This is a genomic window from Aquitalea pelogenes, assembly GCF_001515305.1.
GTDB classification, from domain to species: Bacteria; Pseudomonadota; Gammaproteobacteria; order Burkholderiales; family Chromobacteriaceae; genus Aquitalea; species Aquitalea pelogenes.
The window spans coordinates 1-20,267 of record NZ_LNQV01000052.1 but is presented as its reverse complement, the minus strand read 5'-3'; the positions used below and the strand labels follow the sequence as shown (position 1 = coordinate 20,267).

Here is a 20,267-nt window from a genome sequence, read left to right as displayed (position 1 = left end):
CCTCTCTCCCCATCGTCAGACACAGGGTAAACCCGCAAGGGCAAGCCCTAAATGACGATTTGATGCTTGATCACTACAGTTGCGGCATCCGCCACCAGTACAAAAACAGGCGGAACGCTCGAATGGGGCACAGCCGCGATGGCTACGCCCGATCAACGCCAACAATCATTGGAGAGAACCATCATGTGGTCCCACGTTTACGACCCACTGGGCAACCCGTGGCTGTCTACGCTGTGCGCAGCGCTGCCGGTCATCGTGCTGCTGGGCGCGCTCGGCATTTTTCATATCAAGGCTCACATTGCAGCCGTGATGGGTTTGATCACTTCGCTCGTTGTCGCCATCGGCATTTTCGGCATGCCCGCCGGCATGGCTGCCAGCGCCACCCTGATGGGTGCGGCCAACGGCTTGCTGCCGATTGGCTGGATCATCCTGAACGTGATCTTCCTGTACCAGCTGACCGAACGCAAAGGGCAGTTTGCCATCCTGCGTGAAAGCATTACCGGCGTCACGCAAGACCGTCGCCTGCAACTGCTGCTGATTGCCTTCTGCTTTGGTGCCTTCTTCGAAGGTGCTGGTGGCTTTGGCACACCGGTGGCCGTTACCGGTGCCATGCTGATTGGCCTGGGCTTCTCGCCGCTGGCCGCATCCGGCCTGTCGCTGATCGCCAATACCGCACCGGTTGCCTACGGTGCACTGGGCACACCAATTACCACCCTGGCCAAGGTAACCGGCATCGACGTGATGCTGATTTCCTCCATGGTGGGTCGCCAGATGACCATCTTCGCCGTCATCGTGCCGTTCTGGCTGCTGATTGCCTTCTGCGGCTGGAAGAACACCCTGCGCATCTGGCCTGCCGCCCTGGTGGCCGGCTTGTCCTTCGCCATTCCGCAGCTGATCGTGTCCAACACCATGGGGCCGGAACTGGTTGCCGTGATCGCCTCGGTGTGCTCGATTGCCGCGCTGGTACTGTTCCTGAAGGTATGGCACCCGCAAGAGGTATACACCTCCACCGCCGGCACCATGGCCGGTGCTGCTGCCGAAGCCGCAGGCAAGACCGCCCTGCAACCCAAGCATGGTTACTCCACCGGTGACGTGATCCGTGCCTGGCTGCCGTGGCTGATCCTGTCGGTACTGGTATTCGCCTGGGGCTCGCCAAGCGTGAAAAAACTGCTGGACTCCATTTTCACCATGGAAATCCAGTGGCCCGGCCTGCACAACCTGGTACAGAAGATGCCGCCGGTTGTGGCCAAGCCGCATGTCGAAGCAGCCATCTACAAGCTGAACCTGCTGTCCACCACCGGTACCGGCATTCTGGTGGCTGGCATCCTGTCCGGCCTGATCATGGGCTATCGTCCGAGTGAGCTGATCAAGGTATACGGTCAGACCTTCTGGTCGCTGCGCTACTCGCTGATCACCATCGTGGCCATGCTGGCACTGGGCTACCTGACCCGCTACTCCGGCGTGGACATCACCCTGGGCCTGGCGTTCTCGCACACTGGCGTGCTCTACCCCTTCTTCGGCACCCTGCTGGGCTGGCTGGGCGTGGCACTAACCGGTTCCGACACCGCCGCCAACGTGCTGTTCGGTGGTCTGCAAAAGGCATCCGCTACCCAGCTGGGCCTGTCGCCGGTGCTGATGACTGCGGCCAACTCCGCCGGTGGTGTAATGGGCAAGATGATCGACGCCCAGTCCATCGTGGTGGCTTCGACTGCAACCCAGTATTACGGCAAGGAAGGTGTGATCCTGCGCTATGTGTTCTTCCACTCGCTGGCACTGGCCTGCCTGGTCGGCCTGGTAGTAACGGCGATGGCCTATCTGCCGCCGTTTACCTTGCTGGTATTGCACTAAGTCGTTCCGGCCGCATTTACTGCGGATATGAAAAGCCCCGCCAGAGCAATCCGGCGGGGCTTTTTTCACAACATCAGGACATGGCAATCTTGTAGCCTGCCTGTGACATCAGGCCAAGGTAACGGTCAGGCCAAGCCGACTGCACAACGATGTGATACAGGCCCTGGCACCATCCTTCTGCAGTAACTGGAACTGCTGCTCAAGCAGCTCGACAAAATGCGTATTGGCGGGCAAATCGGTCCCGAAAACTTGCTCCAGCTTCAACAATGCCCGTACCGCAGATTCACCTTCCGTTCTACTGGACAGCAGACGGCCTATTTCCCCGGCCAGCGGGTCGGACACGGATATGACTTGCCCCTGCTCATCCACCCGGTTGACAAAGCACATCCATGCCGCCAGCCCCAGTGCCAGGCAGTCAAAACGACTGCCATGCGCCAGATGAAAACGAATGGACGCCAGCATGCGCTGTGGCAATTTCTGGCTGCCATCCATTGCTATCTGCAAGGTACGGTGTAATAAAGCGGGATTGCGAAAGCGAGTCAGCAGCTGCGCGGCGTACTCTTCAGGCTTTATCGGGCATTGCACCAATGTGACCGCCTGCTCTTCCACCATCAAATGGTGGACCAGCCTCACCAGGCAAGCATCCTGCATGCAATCGCTGACATGCACATAGCCGGCCAGACATCCCAGATACGCCAGAAAGGAATGGCTGCCATTGAGCATGCGCAACTTCATTTCCTCGAAAGGCTGCACATCGGCAAGCAGCTTGACTCCAACCCGTTCCCATGGCGGTCGCCCGTAGGGAAAGCAGTCTTCTATCACCCACTGGCGATAAGGTTCACAAGCCACACCGGCCGGGTCATCGACACCGCCAAGCAAGTCACGGATGCGCCTGCGGGTTTCCGAGGTCACCATGGGAACGATGCAGTCCACCATGCTGGAAGGAAATGCCACCTGCGATTCCACCCAGGCAGCCAGGTCTGCATCCTGCAAACTGGCCAGCGTCGTCATGACCTGCCTTGTCACGACACCGTTAGCCGGCATATTGTCGCAAGACAGAATGGTCAAGCCGGGCAAGCCACGCTCACGACGCAAACGCAGACCAGCCAGCAACACTCCGGGAGCAGAGCATGGCTGCCAGGGGCAGGCAATATCATGCCGGATGGCGGGATGTTCCATCTGCAATTGGCCGGTGGCGGGTGAATGGCAATAACCCTTCTCGGTAATGGTCAGCGTCACCACGGCCAGCTCAGGCTGCGCCAGCGCCTCAACAACGGCCGACAAACCATCCTCACGCAGGCTCAGTGCCTGACAGACCACGCCCACCACCCGGCATGACCAGTCATTCCCATCCATCTCTGCCACTGCATAGAGAAAGTCCTGCCCTTTCAAGGCAGTAATCGTACCGTCACTATCCGTCAGGCTGACTTCACAGTAGCCCCAGTCACTGGCATGGTCGCTGGCCAGCATGTCGGCAAACACCGCCTGATGAGCGCGATGAAACGCCCCACAGCCCAGATGCAATAATCTGGGTCGCAGGGCTTCACGTGGGTAAGGTGGCTGCAAATGCTTGGTGGACAAAGACGAATCTGGCATGGGCACTCCTCAGGAGACAACACAAGCACCACAGTACTCACTACGAGGCAATACAGCTGGGCACCCCGGCTCAGACGGCTGCATCCTGCATGATGGTCAGGTCGCGGTCTTTGACTTCCGGCATCAACAGTGCCGCCATCAGGCCAGCCATTGAATAGCACATGACCATGACCGCCACAGGCCACCAGCTGTTAGTCAAATGGCAGAAGATACCAGCCAGCATCGGGCCCAAACCAACCGCCACCAGGCCTCCGGCCTCCTTTGATATCGCCATTCGCGTGAAGCGCTGCCGCGCACCAAACAACTCGGCCAGGGTAATGTTTTCCAGAGCAAACAATCCCAGCACGGCAATATTGTGAATGATGATGATGCACAGCATGATGGTGCCGGTATCCTGGGCTTGATCCATGATCAATGACAGCAATGGATAAGCCAGCAATATTCCTCCAGCATTCAGCACAATATACGGAAGCCTTCTGCCGAAGCGATCCGACAAATATCCCATTAATGGAATCGTCAGGAATCCGATGACAGAACTTATCATCAAGGCATCCGTCGGAATGCTCTTGTCAAACAGCAGGGTCTGAACCAGATAAGCGGTCAGGAAGGTTTGAATCAAACCGGAATTTCCGGCCTGACCAAAACGCAGGGTGGTCGCAAGCCAGAATGCACGACTGCGAAACATGGCAGCAAAACCGCCATCATCCACTTCCACGGCAGCCGGATTTTCATGCGATTTTTCATGCACATGCCGTTGATTCACACCTTGCACGAAAACAGGCGACTCCTTCAGGTTGGCACGTAGCCAGATGGCAAATGCCATGACCACGACGCTGGACAGGAACGGAATGCGCCATCCCCATTCCATCAGTTGCTGACGGTCCAGCAAATAAAACAGAACACCCCAGATCGCCGTTGCCAGCAAGGTTCCGCAATTTGTCCCTATGGCTACCAATGAAGAAATGATGCCGCGTTTACCCTGCGGAGCTGACTCGGCCAGCATGGTGCCGGCACCGGATATTTCCGCTCCGGCACCCAATCCTTGCACAATACGCAGGATAACCAGCAGTATGGGGGCCAAAATGCCGATCTGCGCATAAGTAGGCAGTGCACCGATCAGGGTTGTACACAAGCCCATCATGGTAATCGTGATAAACAGTACTTTCTTGCGACCAACCCGGTCTCCCATGCGCCCGAAAATGATGGCACCAACAATACGTGCCAGATAACCTGCGCCATATGTGCCCATGGCCAGGATCAATACCATGGCTCTGCTTTGTCCATAAAAGAATATTTCATGAAAAACCAGTGCAGCGCCCAGGGAGTAAAGCTGAAAATCCATGAATTCAAGAGCCGTTCCCAACCAGCCTGAAACAGCAGTCTTGACCAGGCCGGAAGTATCACTTTCCTTGATTTGCTGATCCAGGACATTATCCGTATTCACATCACACCCCCAAAATTATCAATCCATTCTTTTATCAATCAGGAAATCTGAGCAGAATCTTGCAGCAGCTATCCGGATTAGACTCAAACAGCGTCAGTGCCTGCTCTACCTGTTCCATCTCCATATCATGGCTGATCAGGATGTGCGGAAACAGTTTGCCAGCGGCCATCCATTCAATAACCTGAGGAAAGCGGGCACTATTCAGGCGGGAAGAGAAAATGGACAACTCTTTACTGGTAATGTCTTTTTGCCGGATCACCGTTTCTGCATCAGAAAAACCCATAATACCGATACGACCGGCAGGAGATGCCAAGGTAATCGCCTGTGACAAAATAGCAGGATGACACGCCGCATCGATAATCAGTGTCGGCTGGCACCGGATGCCTTGCAGATAATCAGCCTCGGATGACTGAAGATTATTGATGATGACATCGGCCCCGCATTCAATCGCCATCTCCAGCCGCGAAGGAATCCGGTCCACCACCATCACCGTGCCAACCTGATAAACATTTTTCAATACCTGTACCAGCGCCAATCCCATGGGGCCGGCACCATAAATCAAGGCTGAATCATTTGTGGTTGGTTGCAACTGAGCAGTCATGTTTGCCGCAACGCTGAATGGTTCAATCAGGGCGGCATGTCGATCTGGAATACTCGATGGCACCTCATGGATATTTGCGGCAGGTACGCAGACATATTCGCTGAAGCCACCATCACGATGTACACCCAGTACCTTTAGCTTCAGACAGACATTTGGGCGCCCCATCCGACAGGGATAGCAGCAACCACAGCTGATGACCGGATCAATCACCACGCGCTGACCGATACGGGCAGTATCGACAGATACTCCGACCGCATCAACAATGCCAAAAAATTCATGCCCTATCACCCGTGGATAGCTGGCAAAGGGATTATGACCCCGATAAATATGCACATCAGAACCACACACACCGGCATATTTCACTTTGACTCGGACTTCATGCGCGGCAGGAGCAGGGATTTTTTCATCTGCCAATAACAGACTACCCGGCCGGGTGATAACAATACTTTTCATTCCGCCACCTTTATCGGTTCAACATTATTGCAATCAAAGCCACAAGTGCCGCAAATATATCAACAAAAACACTTTGATGAACAATATCAACAGAACCTGCATTCTATTAATCGACCCGATGAAAAAGTATTACAAACCCAAGCACCATACAAGTATGAAAAACTGACCTTATTAGCGGCAGTAATAAAATCCCACATCTGCAACTTAGCAATACACCGCATCAAAAGTGAATTATCAAAAGCAATTCACGATCAATACTATTGTTAGTCAGAAAAAATTGAATTAAATACAGAATATTCAAAACACCATGACCTGAGACATTTGAATAGCAGGACAGAATGCATATGCATTCCGGGCAGATACTGGATGTACTGGCCTGATAAGCGCACTCAATAGTCAGAAGAATACGGGCGGAAAGCAGCGGGAAAGAATGAAGCCGCTGGCCATCCAGAACACACGGCAGGACATGGCGTGCATCTGGAATCGGGCAGCGGCTTTCAGCAGGCAGCAGACAGGCCTGAAGCGGGACAGGGAAAAAGCGCGGGATTCAGCTGGAGCAGCTGACGCTGATTTCCGTCGCCCAGGCGGGTGGTTCAGCGGCAAAGTCCTGATACTCTGGCTGTTCGTCGAATGGATGTTGCAGGCAATCATGCAAGCGGTTTATCAGGGTGAAATCGCCCTGTTGAGCGGCTTGTATTGCTTGTTCAGCCAGATAATTGCGCAAGATGTATTTGGGGTTGACTGCCAGCATGGCCGCCCTGCGCGTGGCCTTCGGTGTTGACTCTAGCTGCAAACGCGCGGCATAACGCGCAGCCCAGTCATCAAACAGGCTGCGATCCAGGAACAGATCGCGCAACGGCGCATTGTCCTCACCGGCCACAAAATCCGCCAGCCGGCGGAAGAACACGGTGTAATCCGTCCGGTGTGCATGCATGGCCAGCAGTAATGCCTCGATCAAGGCATCATCCTCTTCCAGCTCGGTGACAAGGCCCAGCTTGCTGCGCATCAGCCTCATCCAGCACTGCGCATACTGTTCCCGATAAGAGGCCAAGGCTGACAGCAGGTTTTCCTCGTCCACCAGCGGCAAGAAGGCCGATGCCAAGCAATGCAGATTCCACAAGCCAACCTGTGGTTGCTGGTTGTAGGCATAACGTCCGGAATGATCGCTGTGATTGCATACATGCGCGGCATTGAAGCCATCCATGAAGCCAAACGGGCCGTAGTCCAGCGTCAGCCCCAGCACCGACATATTGTCGGTATTCATCACGCCGTGACAGAAGCCCACTGCCTGCCATTGCGCAATCAAGCTTGCGGTGCGATTGACAATTTCGCTGAATAATGCCGCGTAGGGCTGCGCTTGTTCTGCACAGTCCGGGAAATGATGACGGATGAGGAAGTCCGCCAGGATACGGATTTCATCATGTTGGCCACGGTGATAAAACACTTCGAAACTACCGAAGCGGATGAAACTCTCTGCCAGTCGGGTCAGTACGGCGGCGGTCTCGACTTGCTCGCGGTAAACCGGATCTGGCGAGCCCACCATGGCCAGTGCGCGGGTGGTCGGGATACCCAGCCCGTGCATGGCTTCGCTGCACAGGTATTCGCGGATGGTGGAGCGTAATACGGCGCGTCCATCGCCCATCCGGGAAAAGGGCGTCAGTCCGGCCCCCTTGAGCTGCCATTCCCAGCGATGGCCATGGATGTCTGCCGTATCACCCAGCAAGAGCGCCCGGCCATCTCCCAGTTGCGGGACAAACACACCGAACTGATGCCCGGCATACACAGCCGCCACAGGCTGCATGCCATCTGCCAGCCGATTGCCGGACAGCAAAGCCACGGCAGCGGGCGTATCCAGTGTTTCGGGCTGTATACCCAGTTGCGCGCACAGGGGAGCGTTGGCCGCAACAAGATACGGCTGGCTGAGTGACTGGGGCTGGACCGAGCGGTAGAAAACCGGTGGCAGCTGCAGAAAACGTTGACCGAAGGTCAGGGAAGTGAGTGCTTGCATTGCCCGATTCTAGTCGCGACCCGGGCGGATAAACACCTGAAACCAATCAGGGTTTTTGCCGACGCAGTACCCGGCGCATGTCGCGGGCGGCGTTGAGTGAGGCGGAGGAGAAGCTGGTGGCGGCAAAGTGGCCTACCTGACGGCTCATCTTGCTCACGGCATTGCCCGAACTTTGTCCCAGCTGCAGCGCCTGTTTCATCACGGTGAATGAGGGGTGGTTACCGGACTGCTCCAGCTGGCTGAGCAGGCGCTTGTGCATGTCATTGAGCGACTTTTCGGTTGCCAGCATCAGGTCACGCTGGTTGTCCGCATGTGCCTGCATCAGGGACACACTGCCAAGCAGACTGCTGTCGATGCGGTTCTGCAGTTCGCCATCCGGCAAGGCCGGCCCTTGCAGCCATGCAACGGCCCAGCTGATACAGGCATCCTGCTGGGCATCCAGCAAGCGGCGCTGGCTGAGCTCCATGGTACGCAGATAACGCTCGAAAGCACTGGCAAACCATTCGTAGGCCATGGAAGATCCTTGTCGGTGAGGCGGGGTTCAATGCGCGGTGGCGGGGCTGAGTTCCCAGACGCGAATCAGTTCGTGCAGCAATGCTTCCAGTATGGGGTCGCCAACCCGGTCTGACGGATAAACGAATTGAAGCTCAGCCAGTTTGCGCACACCGGGCACAACCGTCAACCGCCCGGCGGCTTCCCACTCCAGCGCCTCTTCTTCACGGGCCAGTGCCACACCGACGCCACAGGCGACAAGTTCCAGAATGGAAGCCAGGTTGTCGCTTTCTGTCACCTTCTTCGGAGAAATATTCAGTTCACGCCACAGTTCTGCAGTGATCTTGGACAAGCTGGAAAACTGCGACAGACCTATCCAGGGCAAGCGCCCCAGGTCTTTGTGATTGTGGATGTCAATACGGTTTTGCCAGTTGTGCGGCATCACGATGCGAAACGGCAAATTGGTCAGCAGCACGGTATTGACATTGACGTAGGGGTTTTTGCCCAGATAAAAGCCAGCATCCAGTTCCTTTTTACGGACCAGGTTGAGTACCTCGCCGGTCACCCCGTGTTGCAGGCGCAGGTCCAGCAGCGGGTACTTTTCCACCAGGGCGGCCACCCACTGCCCCATTTTCAGTGTCGCCGGGGTCAGGGTCAGGCCCACCAGTGCCTTGCCACCGGTCTGTCCTTTCAGGGTTTTGGCGTGATTCAGTATTTCCCGGGCCGAGGCAGGATGGATTGCGCCTGCGGCAACAGTTCCTGCCCTGCACGCGTCATGGTCACCCCACCGGCAGTCCGTTCAAACAGCGGCATGCCAACTTCTTCTTCCAGCGCCTTGATCTGTGCGGTCACGGCAGGCTGGGACAAATGCAGCAATTCGGCGGCCTGGGTCAGATGCCCTTGCTGGGCCACGGTGACAAAGGTCCTCAACTGATAGATTTCCATGTACGACCTGTTCTCTCTGCCTGTAGTAAATGAACTACATTTTTCTGTTTGTACGACATGTTCTGCTGCCTCATTTTGGCTTCAATAGCACATGTTCCACAACATTTTCTGGTATTCCCACACAAAAAAACCGCACAAACCAAAGGGGAAATGGAGCAAAAATACCATTGCAAATTGTTGTTTTTTAATGTTTTTTGCAACGCAACATCGACATGACAAATTTTGCTGATCAAAAAAAGCGATTAGCGGTGCCCAGCTTTCGTCCCTTATGTTTCATCCAGCGGTCAGACGATCGTTACGACAAAGGAGGATGCAATGAACGAGGACGTACTCAAGAAAGTACAGTCCAACCCGAAGTTCAAAGAGCTTGTTCACAAGAAGACAAGCCTGGGTTGGCAGCTCAGCATCGCAATGCTGGCCATTTACTATGGCTTCATTCTGATTCTGGCATTTTCACCATCAACGCTGGGGGCTCCGCTCGCCCCCGGCATGACCATGACTGTTGGCATCCCGGTAGGGATCCTGATCATTCTTTCTGCTTTCGTGCTGACCGGCCTGTACGTGCGCAAGGCCAACGGCGAGTTTGACCAGCTCAACCGCGAGATCGTTGAGGAGGCACAACAATGACAAAACGCACTGGCTCTCTCGCTCTGGCAGCCCTGACCCTGTTTCCGGCCCTGGCTTTCGCCTCCGGCGCCATCGAAGGTGATGTGAAGCAACAGGCCACCAACTGGCACGCCATCATCATGTTCGTGGTGTTTGTGGCCTTCACCATGGGCATTACCTACTGGGCGGCACGCCGTACCCGTTCTGCTTCGGACTTCTATACCGCCGGTGGCGGCATCAGCGGTTTCCAGAATGGCCTGGCTATTGCCGGTGACTACATGTCGGCAGCCTCCTTCCTGGGGATTTCCGCCATGGTGTTCGACAAGGGCTATGACGGCCTGATTTACTCGATGGGCTTCCTGGTTGGCTGGCCGGTGATCCTGTTCCTGGTGGCAGAACGCCTGCGTAACCTGGGCAAATACACCTTTGCCGACGTGGCTTCCTACCGCCTGCAACAGACCCCGGTGCGCTCCTTTGCCGCCACTTCCACCCTGGTAGTGGTGGCCATGTACCTGATTGCCCAGATGGTAGGTGCCGGCAAGCTGATCCAGCTGCTGTTCGGCATGAATTACTCCTCTGCCGTAATCATGGTGGGCATCCTGATGGTGTGCTACGTGCTGTTCGGCGGCATGCTGGCGACCACCTGGGTACAGATCATCAAGGCCGTACTGCTGCTGTGTGGTGCTTCCTTCATGGCCTTCATGGTGCTGTCCACCGTTGGCTTCAGCCCGGAACTGATGTTCGAGAAGGCAGTTGCCGCTCACGCCAAGCACGCTGCCATCATGGCACCGGGCAAGGCTGATCCGGTTGACTCCATTTCGCTGGGTATGGCGCTGATGTTCGGTACTGCCGGCCTGCCGCACATCCTGATGCGCTTCTTCACCGTGTCTGATGCCAAGGAAGCCCGCAAGTCGGTGTTCTACGCCACCGGTTTCATCGGTTACTTCTACATCCTGACCTTCATCATCGGTTTTGGCGCAATCATGCTGGTACTGAACCAGCCGGGCATGATGGAAACCATCACCAAGGATGGCAAGCAAATCACCCAACTGGTTGGTGGCAGCAATATGGCCGCCATTCACCTGGCCAATGCTGTTGGCGGTGACATGTTCCTGGGCTTCATCTCTGCTGTTGCCTTCGCCACCATCCTGGCCGTTGTAGCAGGTCTGGCCCTGTCCGGTGCCTCTGCCGTCTCGCACGATCTGTACGCTTCGGTTATCAAGAAGGGCAAGGCGAACGAAGCTGACGAAATCCGCGTATCCAAGATCACCACCGTGGCACTGGGCGTCATCGCCATCGTGCTGGGCCTGGTGTTCGAGAAGCAGAACATTGCCTTCATGGTTGGTCTGGCCTTCTCCATCGCGGCTTCCGCCAACTTCCCGGTACTGTTCCTGTCCATGTTCTGGAAGGGTCTGACCACCCGCGGCGCAGTAATCGGCGGCTTCATCGGCCTGGCAACCGCAGTGGTGCTGATTGTTCTGGGACCGGCAGTATGGGTGGATGTGATGAAACACAAGACCGCCCTGTTCCCGTACAAGAACCCGGCCATCTTCTCCATCACCCTGGCGTTCGTGACCACCTGGCTGTTCTCGGTGACCGACAACTCCAAGTCTGCTGCTGAAGAAAAGGCCAAGTTTGATGCCCAGTTCGTTCGCTCCATGACCGGCATCGGCGCCTCCGGCGCTTCCAAGCACTAATCGTTACACCTGGGGCCGCATCCTGCGGGATGCGGCTACAGCAAGACAAAACATAAGGAGAAGTTATGTCCACCCTCGAGTCCATTCTGAAAGAAACCCGCAGCTTTCCGCCGTCCGATGACTTCCGCCACAAGGCCACTGTATCCGGCATGGAGGCCTACAATGCGCTGTGCGAACAGGCTGATGACAGCTACCTGGCTTTCTGGGGGGACCTGGCACGCGAGCTGATCACCTGGAAAAAACCCTTCTCTCGGGTACTGGATGACAGCAATGCACCTTTCTTCAAATGGTTTGACGATGGTGTGCTGAACGTCTCCTACAACTGCCTGGATCGTCACCTGCCGCTGAACGCCAACAAGATCGCGCTGATCTTCGAAGCGGATGATGGCGAAGTGACCCGGGTGACCTATTCCGAACTGCACCGTCGCGTCTGCCAGTTTGCCAATGGCCTGAAGAGCCTGGGCATTGCCAAGGGCGACCGTGTGGTCATCTACATGCCGATGGTGATTGAAGCCATCGTGGCCATGCAGGCCTGCGCCCGTATCGGCGCCATCCACTCCGTGGTATTCGGTGGTTTCTCCGCCGGCGCGGTACGCGACCGTATCCAGGATGCCGGCGCCAAGCTGGTGATTACCGCCAATGAGGGCCTGCGCGGCGGCAAGACCGTTCCGCTGAAGGCCACCGTGGACGAAGCCCTGGCACTGGAAGGCTGCGAGTCGGTACAGAACGTGGTGGTTTACCAGCGTACCAATGGCGGCGCACAGTGGACCGACGGCCGCGACGTATGGTGGCACAAGCTGGTGGAAGGCCAGGCCGAAGCCTGCGAACCGGAATGGATGCTGGCGGATGACCCGCTGTTCATCCTGTACACCTCCGGCTCTACCGGCAAACCGAAAGGCATCCAGCACAGCAGCGCCGGTTACCTGCTGGGCGCCATCAACAGCTTCCGCTGGGCCTTTGACTACAAACCGAATGATGTGTACTGGTGCACCGCCGACGTGGGCTGGATTACCGGTCACTCCTATATCTGCTACGGCCCGCTGGGCATCGGTGCCACCCAGGTGGTATTCGAGGGCGTGCCGACCTACCCGGATGCCAGCCGCTTCTGGCGCATGATCGAGCAACACAAGGTCAGCATTTTCTACACTGCACCGACCGCCATCCGTTCGCTGATCAAGCTGGGCAACGACCTGCCCAAGCAGTTCGACCTGTCCAGCCTGCGCCTATTGGGCACCGTGGGCGAGCCGATCAACCCGGAAGCCTGGATGTGGTACTACGAAGTGGTGGGCGGTGGCCGCTGCCCTATCGTGGATACCTGGTGGCAAACCGAAACCGGCTCGGCCATGATTGCGCCGATTCCGGGTGCCGTACCCACCAAGCCGGGTTCTTGCACCCTGCCGCTGCCGGGCATCATTGCCGACATCGTGGACGAATCCGGTGCACAGGTGGAACCGGGCCGCGGTGGCTTCCTGGTCATCAAGAAGCCTTTCCCGTCGCTGGTGCGTACCATCTGGAACGACCCGGAACGCTTCAAGAAAACCTACTTCCCGGAAGAGTTCAACGGTCAGTACTACCTGGCTGGCGACTCGGCCAACCGTGACGAAAACGGCTATTTCTGGATCATGGGCCGTATCGACGACGTGCTGAACGTGTCCGGTCACCGTCTGGGCACCATGGAAATCGAATCCGCGCTGGTGGCCAACCCGCTGGTGGCCGAAGCCGCCGTGGTGGGCAAGCCGCACGAAGTGAAGGGTGAGGCGGTGGTGGCCTTCGTGGTACTGAAGGGTGCCCGTCCGGAAGGCGACGAAGCCAAGAAGATTGCTGCCGAACTCAAGAACTGGGTAGCCCACGAAATCGGCAAGATCGCCCAGCCGGACGACATCCGCTTTGGCGAAAACCTGCCCAAGACCCGCTCCGGCAAGATCATGCGCCGTCTGTTGCGCTCGATTGCCAAGGGCGAGGAAATCACACAGGACGTTTCGACGCTGGAAAACCCGCAGATTCTGGGCCAGCTGCAAAACCCCATCTGAATCAGTTCAGGAGCACACTGACCTTGAGCCCGGTGATTTCACCGGGCTTTTTTTATTGCCCGTAGTATCGGTCTCTAACTGCAACAGCGGTGACCAGAAAGGTCGGGCAAGAACCTGGCATCTCCACGGCAACAGCTTTCCTGATGGATGCGCTTAGTGCAGATACACCCCTTGCGGCTTTGGCGCTTCCACCGTCACCGGCAGGCCCTGCATTTCGCGCACGGCGGATTCGATGGTATGGCACAGGGCAGCCAGTGGCAGATCATTTCCCTCACGACCAAACGGCTCTTCCAGTTCTTCGCCAATCACTTCCAGCGCGAGGTATGTGTACGCAATGAATACGGCAATGGGAGGCGTCAGCCAGCCTATGCTGCTGACCAGGCCCATCGGCAGCAGCAAGCTGTAGATGGTGACCGTGCGGTTAAGCAGGACGCGATAAGTATAAGGAATAGGCGTGGTGTCGATGCGCTCGCAACCGCCCAGGATTTCCGACATGGTGTCCAGCTTGCGGTCCAGCGCCTGCCATTGCCACTCGTTCAGGCAGCCCTCGCGCTGCAACTGCTGCACCAGCTCTCCCAGCCGACGCAGGATGATGGCTGGCGCAAAGCGGGCTGCTTGCACCTCGTCCAGCAGGCCGGGGGCAATCAGGCGCTGCAGATGCTGGCAATCATCCTCCCGCCGCAACTGGGCCTTCAGTGCATAGGCAAAGGCACAGAGCAAATTTGCCGCCTCGGCAGTCAGCGGATGTTTCGGTACGGCAGACAACAGCAGGCGGGTAATGGAGCGATTGACAATCAGCAGGCCACCCCATAATTTGCGGGCTTCCCAGAAGCGGTCGTAACTGACTGAATTGCGAAAACCCAGAAAAATGGCCAGCGACACGCCAAGCAAGGTGAAGGTGGGAATGCTGAGCGCAGAATCCGCATGGGTGCTCAGCCACCAGTGGCGGGCGCCGGCTGACATGACGGCAATCAACAACACCAGCAACAGTCGTGGCATGATGCGCGGCAGGACTGAGCCATGCCAGACAAACAGCAAGCGAAACCAGCTCAGGGATGATCGGACAATCATGAAGCAATATCAGCCAATGATGTTAAAGCCGACATGATAAGCCATCGTCACGCATGCTGCAGTGCAAAATACGACTCAGCGATTTCACTTGCCGCCCCGAGGGCAACAACTACAGTAAAGAGATGAAACGCATTCTCCCTGCCCTGTCGATCCCGCTGCTGATGCTGTGCTCGGCCTTGCCCGTGGCACAGGCAGGCACACTCACCATTGCCTGTGAAGATAATCTGCCACCATTTTCCAGCGAGGCTGGCGGACAGCCGCACGGCATCGTGGTTGATGTCGTGCAGCTGATCATCCGCCAACTGGGCTTGGGTGAAACCGTACACCTTTATCCGTGGAACCGGGTGTTGACCATGGGCCTGAATCAGCCCAACACACTGGTATGCGCCATGGCCAGAACACCGGAGCGGGAAGATCGCTTTCAATGGGTAGGCGAGGTCATCCACTCGCCGCCGGTGTTATTGATGCTGACCGAAAATGGCGGGCGCATTCCCCGTAACGGCAAACTGGCTGACTATCAGAACTACGCGATTGGCGTACTGCATGGTTCTTATCAGGAAAAATACCTGCAAGAACACGGATTCACCCATCTGGAAGTCTTTTCCTCGTATCGCGAGGGCTACCAGATGCTGCGCGCCAAACGCATCACACTGTGGGCGGCCAACCAGCTGACAGCCTATTCCACCGTACAGCAAATGCATGACCAACCCGGCCAGGTGCTGCAGACCGCCTTTGTGTTCAAGCAACTGCCCCAGGGCATGTCCATGGCATTCAGCCTGGGAACACCAGCCTCCACGGTAGAAGCATTCCGCCAGGCACTGGAACAGATAAAACGCGATGGCCGTTACCAGCAGATCCTCAAACAGAACAGTGAATAGCATGACCGGCCACTGAAGCGGGCAAAAGCACTGCGACGGATTTCCCCAATATCAGTCGGGTCTGGCCAGCTTTATATTGAACCCATCACAGCGCAACCGGCAGACCATGACCACGCCCACTCCATTCCCGGCAGACTGGCAACCATTGCTGGTGCATGAACCATTTGCCGTCATGACAGCGGAACAGCTCCAGCTACTGACCCGTTATGGCAAACGCCAGCATTATCCCCGCGGCAGCAGCTTGCTCAATCCCCAGGCAGGGCCAGCCACGCAGTTGTTCATCGTGCTGGAAGGCCAGGTACTGGCCGAGGATATTTACAGCGGCCAGCCGTTTGCCATGCTCAGCCAGGGAGAAATGTTTCCGCTGGGTGCCCTGCTGGCGCAGCGACCGGTCACCAACCATTACCGTGCGGACAGCGACTGCATGGTGCTGTTGTTACCGCATGCGGCCTTTCTGGAGCTATGCCGTGCCTCGTCGGCATTCCAGCAGTTTTGCACCCAGCGGCTGGCCAATCTGCTATCCCGTGCCAGACAACAACACCCCGCCGCGCTGGGTGGACAGGGCCTCAGTCTGCATACCCCGCTGTCAGCGGTCATCCAGCGGCCGCCCGTCACTTGCCGGCCCGATACCGCACTGCGCCCCTTGCTGGAATTGATGCAGGACCAAGGGGTTGGCTCGGTGGTGATCACAAGCCCGGAACAAAGACTGCTTGGCCTGTTCACCCTGCGCGACCTGCTGTCCGCCCATCTGGCCGGACGGCCGGACGACACCCCGGTGCAGCAATTGATGCGCCAGCCCAGCTGCATCCTGCCGCCTACCGCGCTGGCCAGCGAAGCCATGCTGGCGCTGGTGCAAAGTGGTGAGCGCCACGTGATGGTATGCGAGGGCAGCACACTGGTCGGCATTGTTTCGGAACATGATCTGTACCGTCTGTCGCGGCTGGACATGAAGGAAATGCTGCAACGGCTCAGCCGATGCGACAGTACTGCCGCCCTGTCCGGCGTGGCCGCCACCTTCCGCCGCCAGGTAGTCGCCCTGTTCCGCCAGGGCATGGATGCCGACGCCAGCACCCGCTTGCTCAGCCTGTTCAACGACCAGTTGCTGACCCGGCTGTGCCAGCTGCATCTGGCAGAGGCCGGGCTGGATGATGTGGAAATCTGCTGGCTGCAGTTTGGCAGCAGTGGTCGTCAGGAAAATACCCTCTCTTCGGATCAAGACAGCGGCATCGTGTTTCACAGCAGCAAGCCGCTGCTACAGCACCAGCTGGCCTTGCAACTACCCGCCATTGCACAGGGCATCTGTTCCGCACTGAGCGCCTGCGGCATACCGCTGTGCCGCAACGGCGTGATGGCAGGCAATCCCAGCCACTGCCTGTCACTGGATGACTGGAGCGACACCTTTATCAGCCAGCTGATGCAGTCGGACGACACCGCCGGACACATCGGCCTGTATCTTGACTTGCGCCCGGTGTGGGGCAATACCGCGCTGGGCCTGGAGCTGGCCAGCCGGCTGCGCCAGCGCGCCGCAGACCGTCAGGTATTGCAGGCACTCAGCCGCAACGCCCGCCGCTATCAGGCACCGCTGGGCTGGAGCGGACGCCTGCAAACCGATGAAAATGACAAGCTGGACCTGAAAGCCGCACTGGACTTCTTTGTTGACGCCGCCCGCATCATGGCCTTGATGGCTGGTTGCGCCGCAGGTCGCACCAGCGAGCGCTTTGCCGCTGCCAGCCAGTTGCCCGGCCTGGACAGCAGCGACTGCCAGTCCTTTGCCGACAGCGCCCGTTTCCTGCAGGATTTGCGCCTGCGTCACCAATTGGCCTGCCAGGACAATGCGGCCAGGCTGGACAGCCTGATCGACCCGCGCCAGCTCAGCACCCTGGACGCCCGCATCCTGAAGGAAACCCTGCGCCAGGCGCGCAAACTGCAAGCCTGGCTTGGCCGGCAACTACCCTGAATGCTGGCTGTGGGCCATGGCCTACCCGCAGCAAGGTTGTGAAGCAGGCCCGAAACCCGGATAATTTTGCGGTTTTGCTTTCCGGATACTCTGCGCCATGAATTTCGGGCTCTACCTGCCGCTGCTTGCCCTGATGGCCTGTCTGCAACATTGCCAGACCGGCAGACAGCATGCCATCAGCCTGGCCTTGCCTGCCGCAGCCGCCATGGGGCTGACCCTGCTGATCAGCCAGTTGCTGGGCAATCTCGGCCTGGCGCTACTGCAGCCCCTGACCGGCCCGACGCCGGGGCTGCCTGCCATCATCATCCTGCAAAGTGCCACTGCTCTGTCGCTTGCCTGGCTGCTCAACAACAAGGCAGGCAACGCCAGCCGCGCACTGGGCCTGCGTCCGGGCTGGCTGCTGGCCAACAATCTGCTCTTGAGCCTGCCGGGCAGCTGGATGAGCCACGCGCCTGCCAGCCTGGGCAGCAGCATGCAAAGCCTGTTGCTATCGGTCTTGCTCAGCCTGTTACTGGCTGTATTTGCCTGTTTGCCAACCCGTCTGGCACGTAGCCGCTTGCCTGCCATGCTGCGTGACCTGCCCGCCCTTTGGCTGTGTGCCCTGCTGCTGGCACTGGCCCTGCACAGCCTGGGAGCCCGACTGTCATGAATATCCTGTTCCTTATCGCCTTGCTGCTGCTGGCTGGCTGGCTGCTGCGCAGCGTGATGACCAAGCGCCAGCAACAAGCGCAAGATGCCGATCCGCGCCCGCTGGTCGAACAGATTGATGCCATCCTGCCGCAAACCCAGTGCGGACAGTGCGGTCACGCCGGATGCCAACCCTATGCCGCCGCGCTGGCCAAGGGTGAGGACAGCATCAACCGCTGCCCGCCCGGTGGCGAGGAAGGCATACGCAAACTGGCTGCACTGCTGCATACCGACTACCTGCCCTTTGCGCCAGACGCCCCGCCCAGCAAACCCAAGGCCGTGGCGCTGATTGACGAAAGCACCTGTATCGGCTGTACGCTCTGCATTCAGGCCTGTCCGGTAGATGCCATCCTGGGTTCGGCCAAGCAGATGCACACTGTACTGGCAGACGAATGTACCGGTTGCGAACTCTGCCTTGTTCCCTGTCCGGTGGATTGCATCAGCATGCGTCCGGCCACCAGCAGCCCGAACGACTGGCGCTGGGGCTACCCGGTGATTGCCATCAAGGCCGTCAAGCACGAGGCAAGGTCATGAGGCGTTTTCTCTCTTTGCCTGGCGGGTTCAAGCTGCCTTTGCCCGGCCGCAAGCATGACAACACCGCTGCTACGACCCTGCCGCTGCCAACGCGTCTGCTACTGGGCCTGCAACAGTGCCTGCCTTGCGTGCAGCCTGGCCAGCACGTCCTGAAATACCAGCGCCTGGCCGATGCAGACAGTGAATACGGTGTTGCCCTGCATGCCCCGACATCCGGACGCATCATCGCCATCCAGCCCCTGGCTCAAGCCTTGCCCGGCGCACCACTGGCCAACACCCTTGTTCTGGAAGCGGATGGCCGGGATGAAGCCCTGCCGCTGCAAGCAGGCGACCCGTCCCTGCTCACGCCGCTCAGCCTCGCCCTGCAACTGCAAGACATGGGGGTCGCGGGCAATCACGGCCCCCTGCTGCCGCTGGACCGGGCCATGCAGCCACATGCACTGTCCCTGCTGATCATCAATGCGGTAGAAGACGAGCCCTGCCTGACTGCCACCTCCAGCCTGCTGGAACAGCAAGCCGATAAACTGGTGGCCGCCATTGCCATGCTGGAACAAGTCCTGCAGCCCGGACGCATCGTGCTTGCCATCAGCCACACCGGCAGTGCCGAGGCTGTGCAGGCAGCCGCCAGCCAGCACGGCTGGCACATCACTACCATTAATGCCCCCTATCCGGCGGCGGATGAAACCACGCTGACCCGCCTGCTGGCCAGCCCGGCAGAAACAGCACGCTGCCTGTGTCTGCCAGCCGATGCCGTGGTGACCGCTGGTACCGCCATCCTGCATGGCCAGCCCTGCATCAGCCGCTTTGTTACCCTCGACGGCAAGCTGGACCGGCCAGGCAGCGTGCAGGCGCTGCTGGGTACTCCGCTGAGCCATCTGTTGAACTTTGCCGGTGCCAGTGCCGATTGCGGCATTACCCATGGCGGCGGTTTGCGTGGCTATGCACTGCCAGCCGATCAGGCAGACACGATGGGGCTGCACTGGCATAGCCAATGCCTGCAAGCCCGCACGCCGGATACCACCAGTGGGCAACAGGACTGCATCCGCTGTGGCGATTGCCTGCGCATCTGCCCCAGCAAGCTGCAAGCACAGGAGCTTTACTGGCATTGCCAGCAAAACAATATGGAAGAAGCCAACGCCTGGGGCCTGCAGGACTGCACCCTGTGCGGAATGTGCGATGCCGTCTGTCCCAGTCAGCTTCCCTTGCTGGACACCTTCCGCCACGCCGCCTTGCAGTATCAGGCGGCACAGCAACAGCAGCAGCAGGCCGACCAGGCCAGGCAGCGCCATCGCTTCCGCCAGTTCCGGCTGGAGCGGGACAAGCAGGAAAAGCCCAGCGACTGGCCGCGCGCGCCGCCGAGCAGGCCGCCAAACGCGAACAGGCCGCCACCGCAGCGCAGCCGGAAAGCAAGGCAGCACCG

Annotated in this window: 16 protein-coding genes and 1 pseudogene; 9 read left to right on the top strand and 8 right to left on the bottom strand. The window is 58.2% G+C overall.

What is annotated here, in order from left to right:
• Positions 1-183 precede the first annotated feature (183 nt).
• Complete coding sequence (locus tag AWT75_RS17510) at positions 184-1,848, top strand: L-lactate permease (RefSeq protein WP_082086460.1); 1,665 nt, start codon at positions 184-186, stop codon at positions 1,846-1,848.
• Positions 1,849-1,956: 108 nt separating this feature from the next.
• On the opposite strand, the gene AWT75_RS17505 is transcribed toward AWT75_RS17510, so the two are convergent.
• From AWT75_RS17505 to AWT75_RS23145, 7 genes are all read right to left on the bottom strand, one after another.
• On the bottom strand, positions 1,957-3,444 hold the full coding sequence (locus AWT75_RS17505; RefSeq protein ID WP_062790809.1) for a mannitol dehydrogenase family protein: 1,488 nt from the start codon (positions 3,442-3,444) through the stop codon (positions 1,957-1,959).
• Positions 3,445-3,514: 70 nt separating this feature from the next.
• On the bottom strand, positions 3,515-4,888 hold the full coding sequence (locus AWT75_RS17500) for an MFS transporter (RefSeq protein ID WP_275575769.1): 1,374 nt from the start codon (positions 4,886-4,888) through the stop codon (positions 3,515-3,517).
• Positions 4,889-4,922: 34 nt separating this feature from the next.
• A complete protein-coding gene (locus AWT75_RS17495; RefSeq protein ID WP_062790807.1) occupies positions 4,923-5,942 on the bottom strand; it encodes a Zn-dependent oxidoreductase in 1,020 nt (339 codons plus the stop codon).
• Between the two features lie 547 nt (positions 5,943-6,489).
• A complete protein-coding gene (locus AWT75_RS17490; protein ID WP_062790805.1) occupies positions 6,490-7,950 on the bottom strand; it encodes a protein adenylyltransferase SelO in 1,461 nt (486 codons plus the stop codon).
• Positions 7,951-7,996: 46 nt separating this feature from the next.
• Entirely contained in the window at positions 7,997-8,464 is a 468-nt protein-coding gene (locus tag AWT75_RS17485; RefSeq protein ID WP_045847094.1) for a hypothetical protein, read from the bottom strand.
• A gap of 27 nt (positions 8,465-8,491) precedes the next feature.
• A complete protein-coding gene (locus AWT75_RS17480; RefSeq protein WP_193394101.1) occupies positions 8,492-9,106 on the bottom strand; it encodes a substrate-binding domain-containing protein in 615 nt (204 codons plus the stop codon).
• Positions 9,107-9,150: 44 nt separating this feature from the next.
• Positions 9,151-9,387, bottom strand: a complete 237-nt coding sequence (locus AWT75_RS23145; RefSeq protein ID WP_193394100.1) for a LysR family transcriptional regulator — start codon at positions 9,385-9,387, stop codon at positions 9,151-9,153.
• A gap of 315 nt (positions 9,388-9,702) precedes the next feature.
• Between AWT75_RS23145 and AWT75_RS17475 the strand changes: the two genes are divergently transcribed.
• The 3 genes from AWT75_RS17475 to acs all read left to right on the top strand — a co-directional run bounded on the left by AWT75_RS17475 (position 9,703) and on the right by acs (position 13,720).
• A complete protein-coding gene (locus tag AWT75_RS17475) occupies positions 9,703-10,014 on the top strand; it encodes a DUF485 domain-containing protein (protein WP_062790803.1) in 312 nt (103 codons plus the stop codon).
• Complete coding sequence (locus AWT75_RS17470; protein WP_045847091.1) at positions 10,011-11,690, top strand: cation acetate symporter; 1,680 nt, start codon at positions 10,011-10,013, stop codon at positions 11,688-11,690. Before AWT75_RS17475 ends, AWT75_RS17470 begins: the two co-directional genes overlap by 4 nt.
• A gap of 65 nt (positions 11,691-11,755) precedes the next feature.
• Positions 11,756-13,720 carry an acetate--CoA ligase gene (acs, locus tag AWT75_RS17465; RefSeq protein WP_062790801.1) on the top strand — a complete coding sequence of 655 codons (1,965 nt, stop codon included), beginning with the start codon at positions 11,756-11,758 and terminating at the stop codon, positions 13,718-13,720.
• Between the two features lie 153 nt (positions 13,721-13,873).
• Here acs and AWT75_RS17460 read toward each other — a convergent pair whose 3' ends face one another.
• Positions 13,874-14,791, bottom strand: coding sequence for a bestrophin family protein (locus AWT75_RS17460; protein WP_062790799.1), 918 nt, complete (start codon positions 14,789-14,791; stop codon positions 13,874-13,876).
• A gap of 122 nt (positions 14,792-14,913) precedes the next feature.
• Here AWT75_RS17460 and AWT75_RS17455 point away from each other — a divergent pair, with 122 nt between their 5' ends.
• From AWT75_RS17455 to AWT75_RS17435, 5 genes and pseudogenes are all read left to right on the top strand, one after another.
• Positions 14,914-15,669, top strand: coding sequence for a substrate-binding periplasmic protein (locus AWT75_RS17455; protein WP_161937774.1), 756 nt, complete (start codon positions 14,914-14,916; stop codon positions 15,667-15,669).
• Positions 15,670-15,775: 106 nt separating this feature from the next.
• On the top strand, positions 15,776-17,626 hold the full coding sequence (locus AWT75_RS17450) for a DUF294 nucleotidyltransferase-like domain-containing protein (RefSeq protein WP_082696180.1): 1,851 nt from the start codon (positions 15,776-15,778) through the stop codon (positions 17,624-17,626).
• Between the two features lie 97 nt (positions 17,627-17,723).
• Positions 17,724-18,275, top strand: coding sequence for a hypothetical protein (locus AWT75_RS17445; RefSeq protein WP_062790792.1), 552 nt, complete (start codon positions 17,724-17,726; stop codon positions 18,273-18,275).
• The gene (gene rsxB / locus AWT75_RS17440; RefSeq protein WP_062790790.1) at positions 18,272-18,847 is read left to right on the top strand and encodes an electron transport complex subunit RsxB; all 576 of its coding nucleotides are present in this window, start codon (positions 18,272-18,274) and stop codon (positions 18,845-18,847) included. The genes AWT75_RS17445 and rsxB overlap by 4 nt, the downstream gene beginning before the upstream one ends.
• Positions 18,844-20,267: pseudogene (locus AWT75_RS17435) on the top strand (4Fe-4S dicluster domain-containing protein); the annotation flags it as partial. The gene rsxB and the pseudogene AWT75_RS17435, both read left to right, overlap by 4 nt.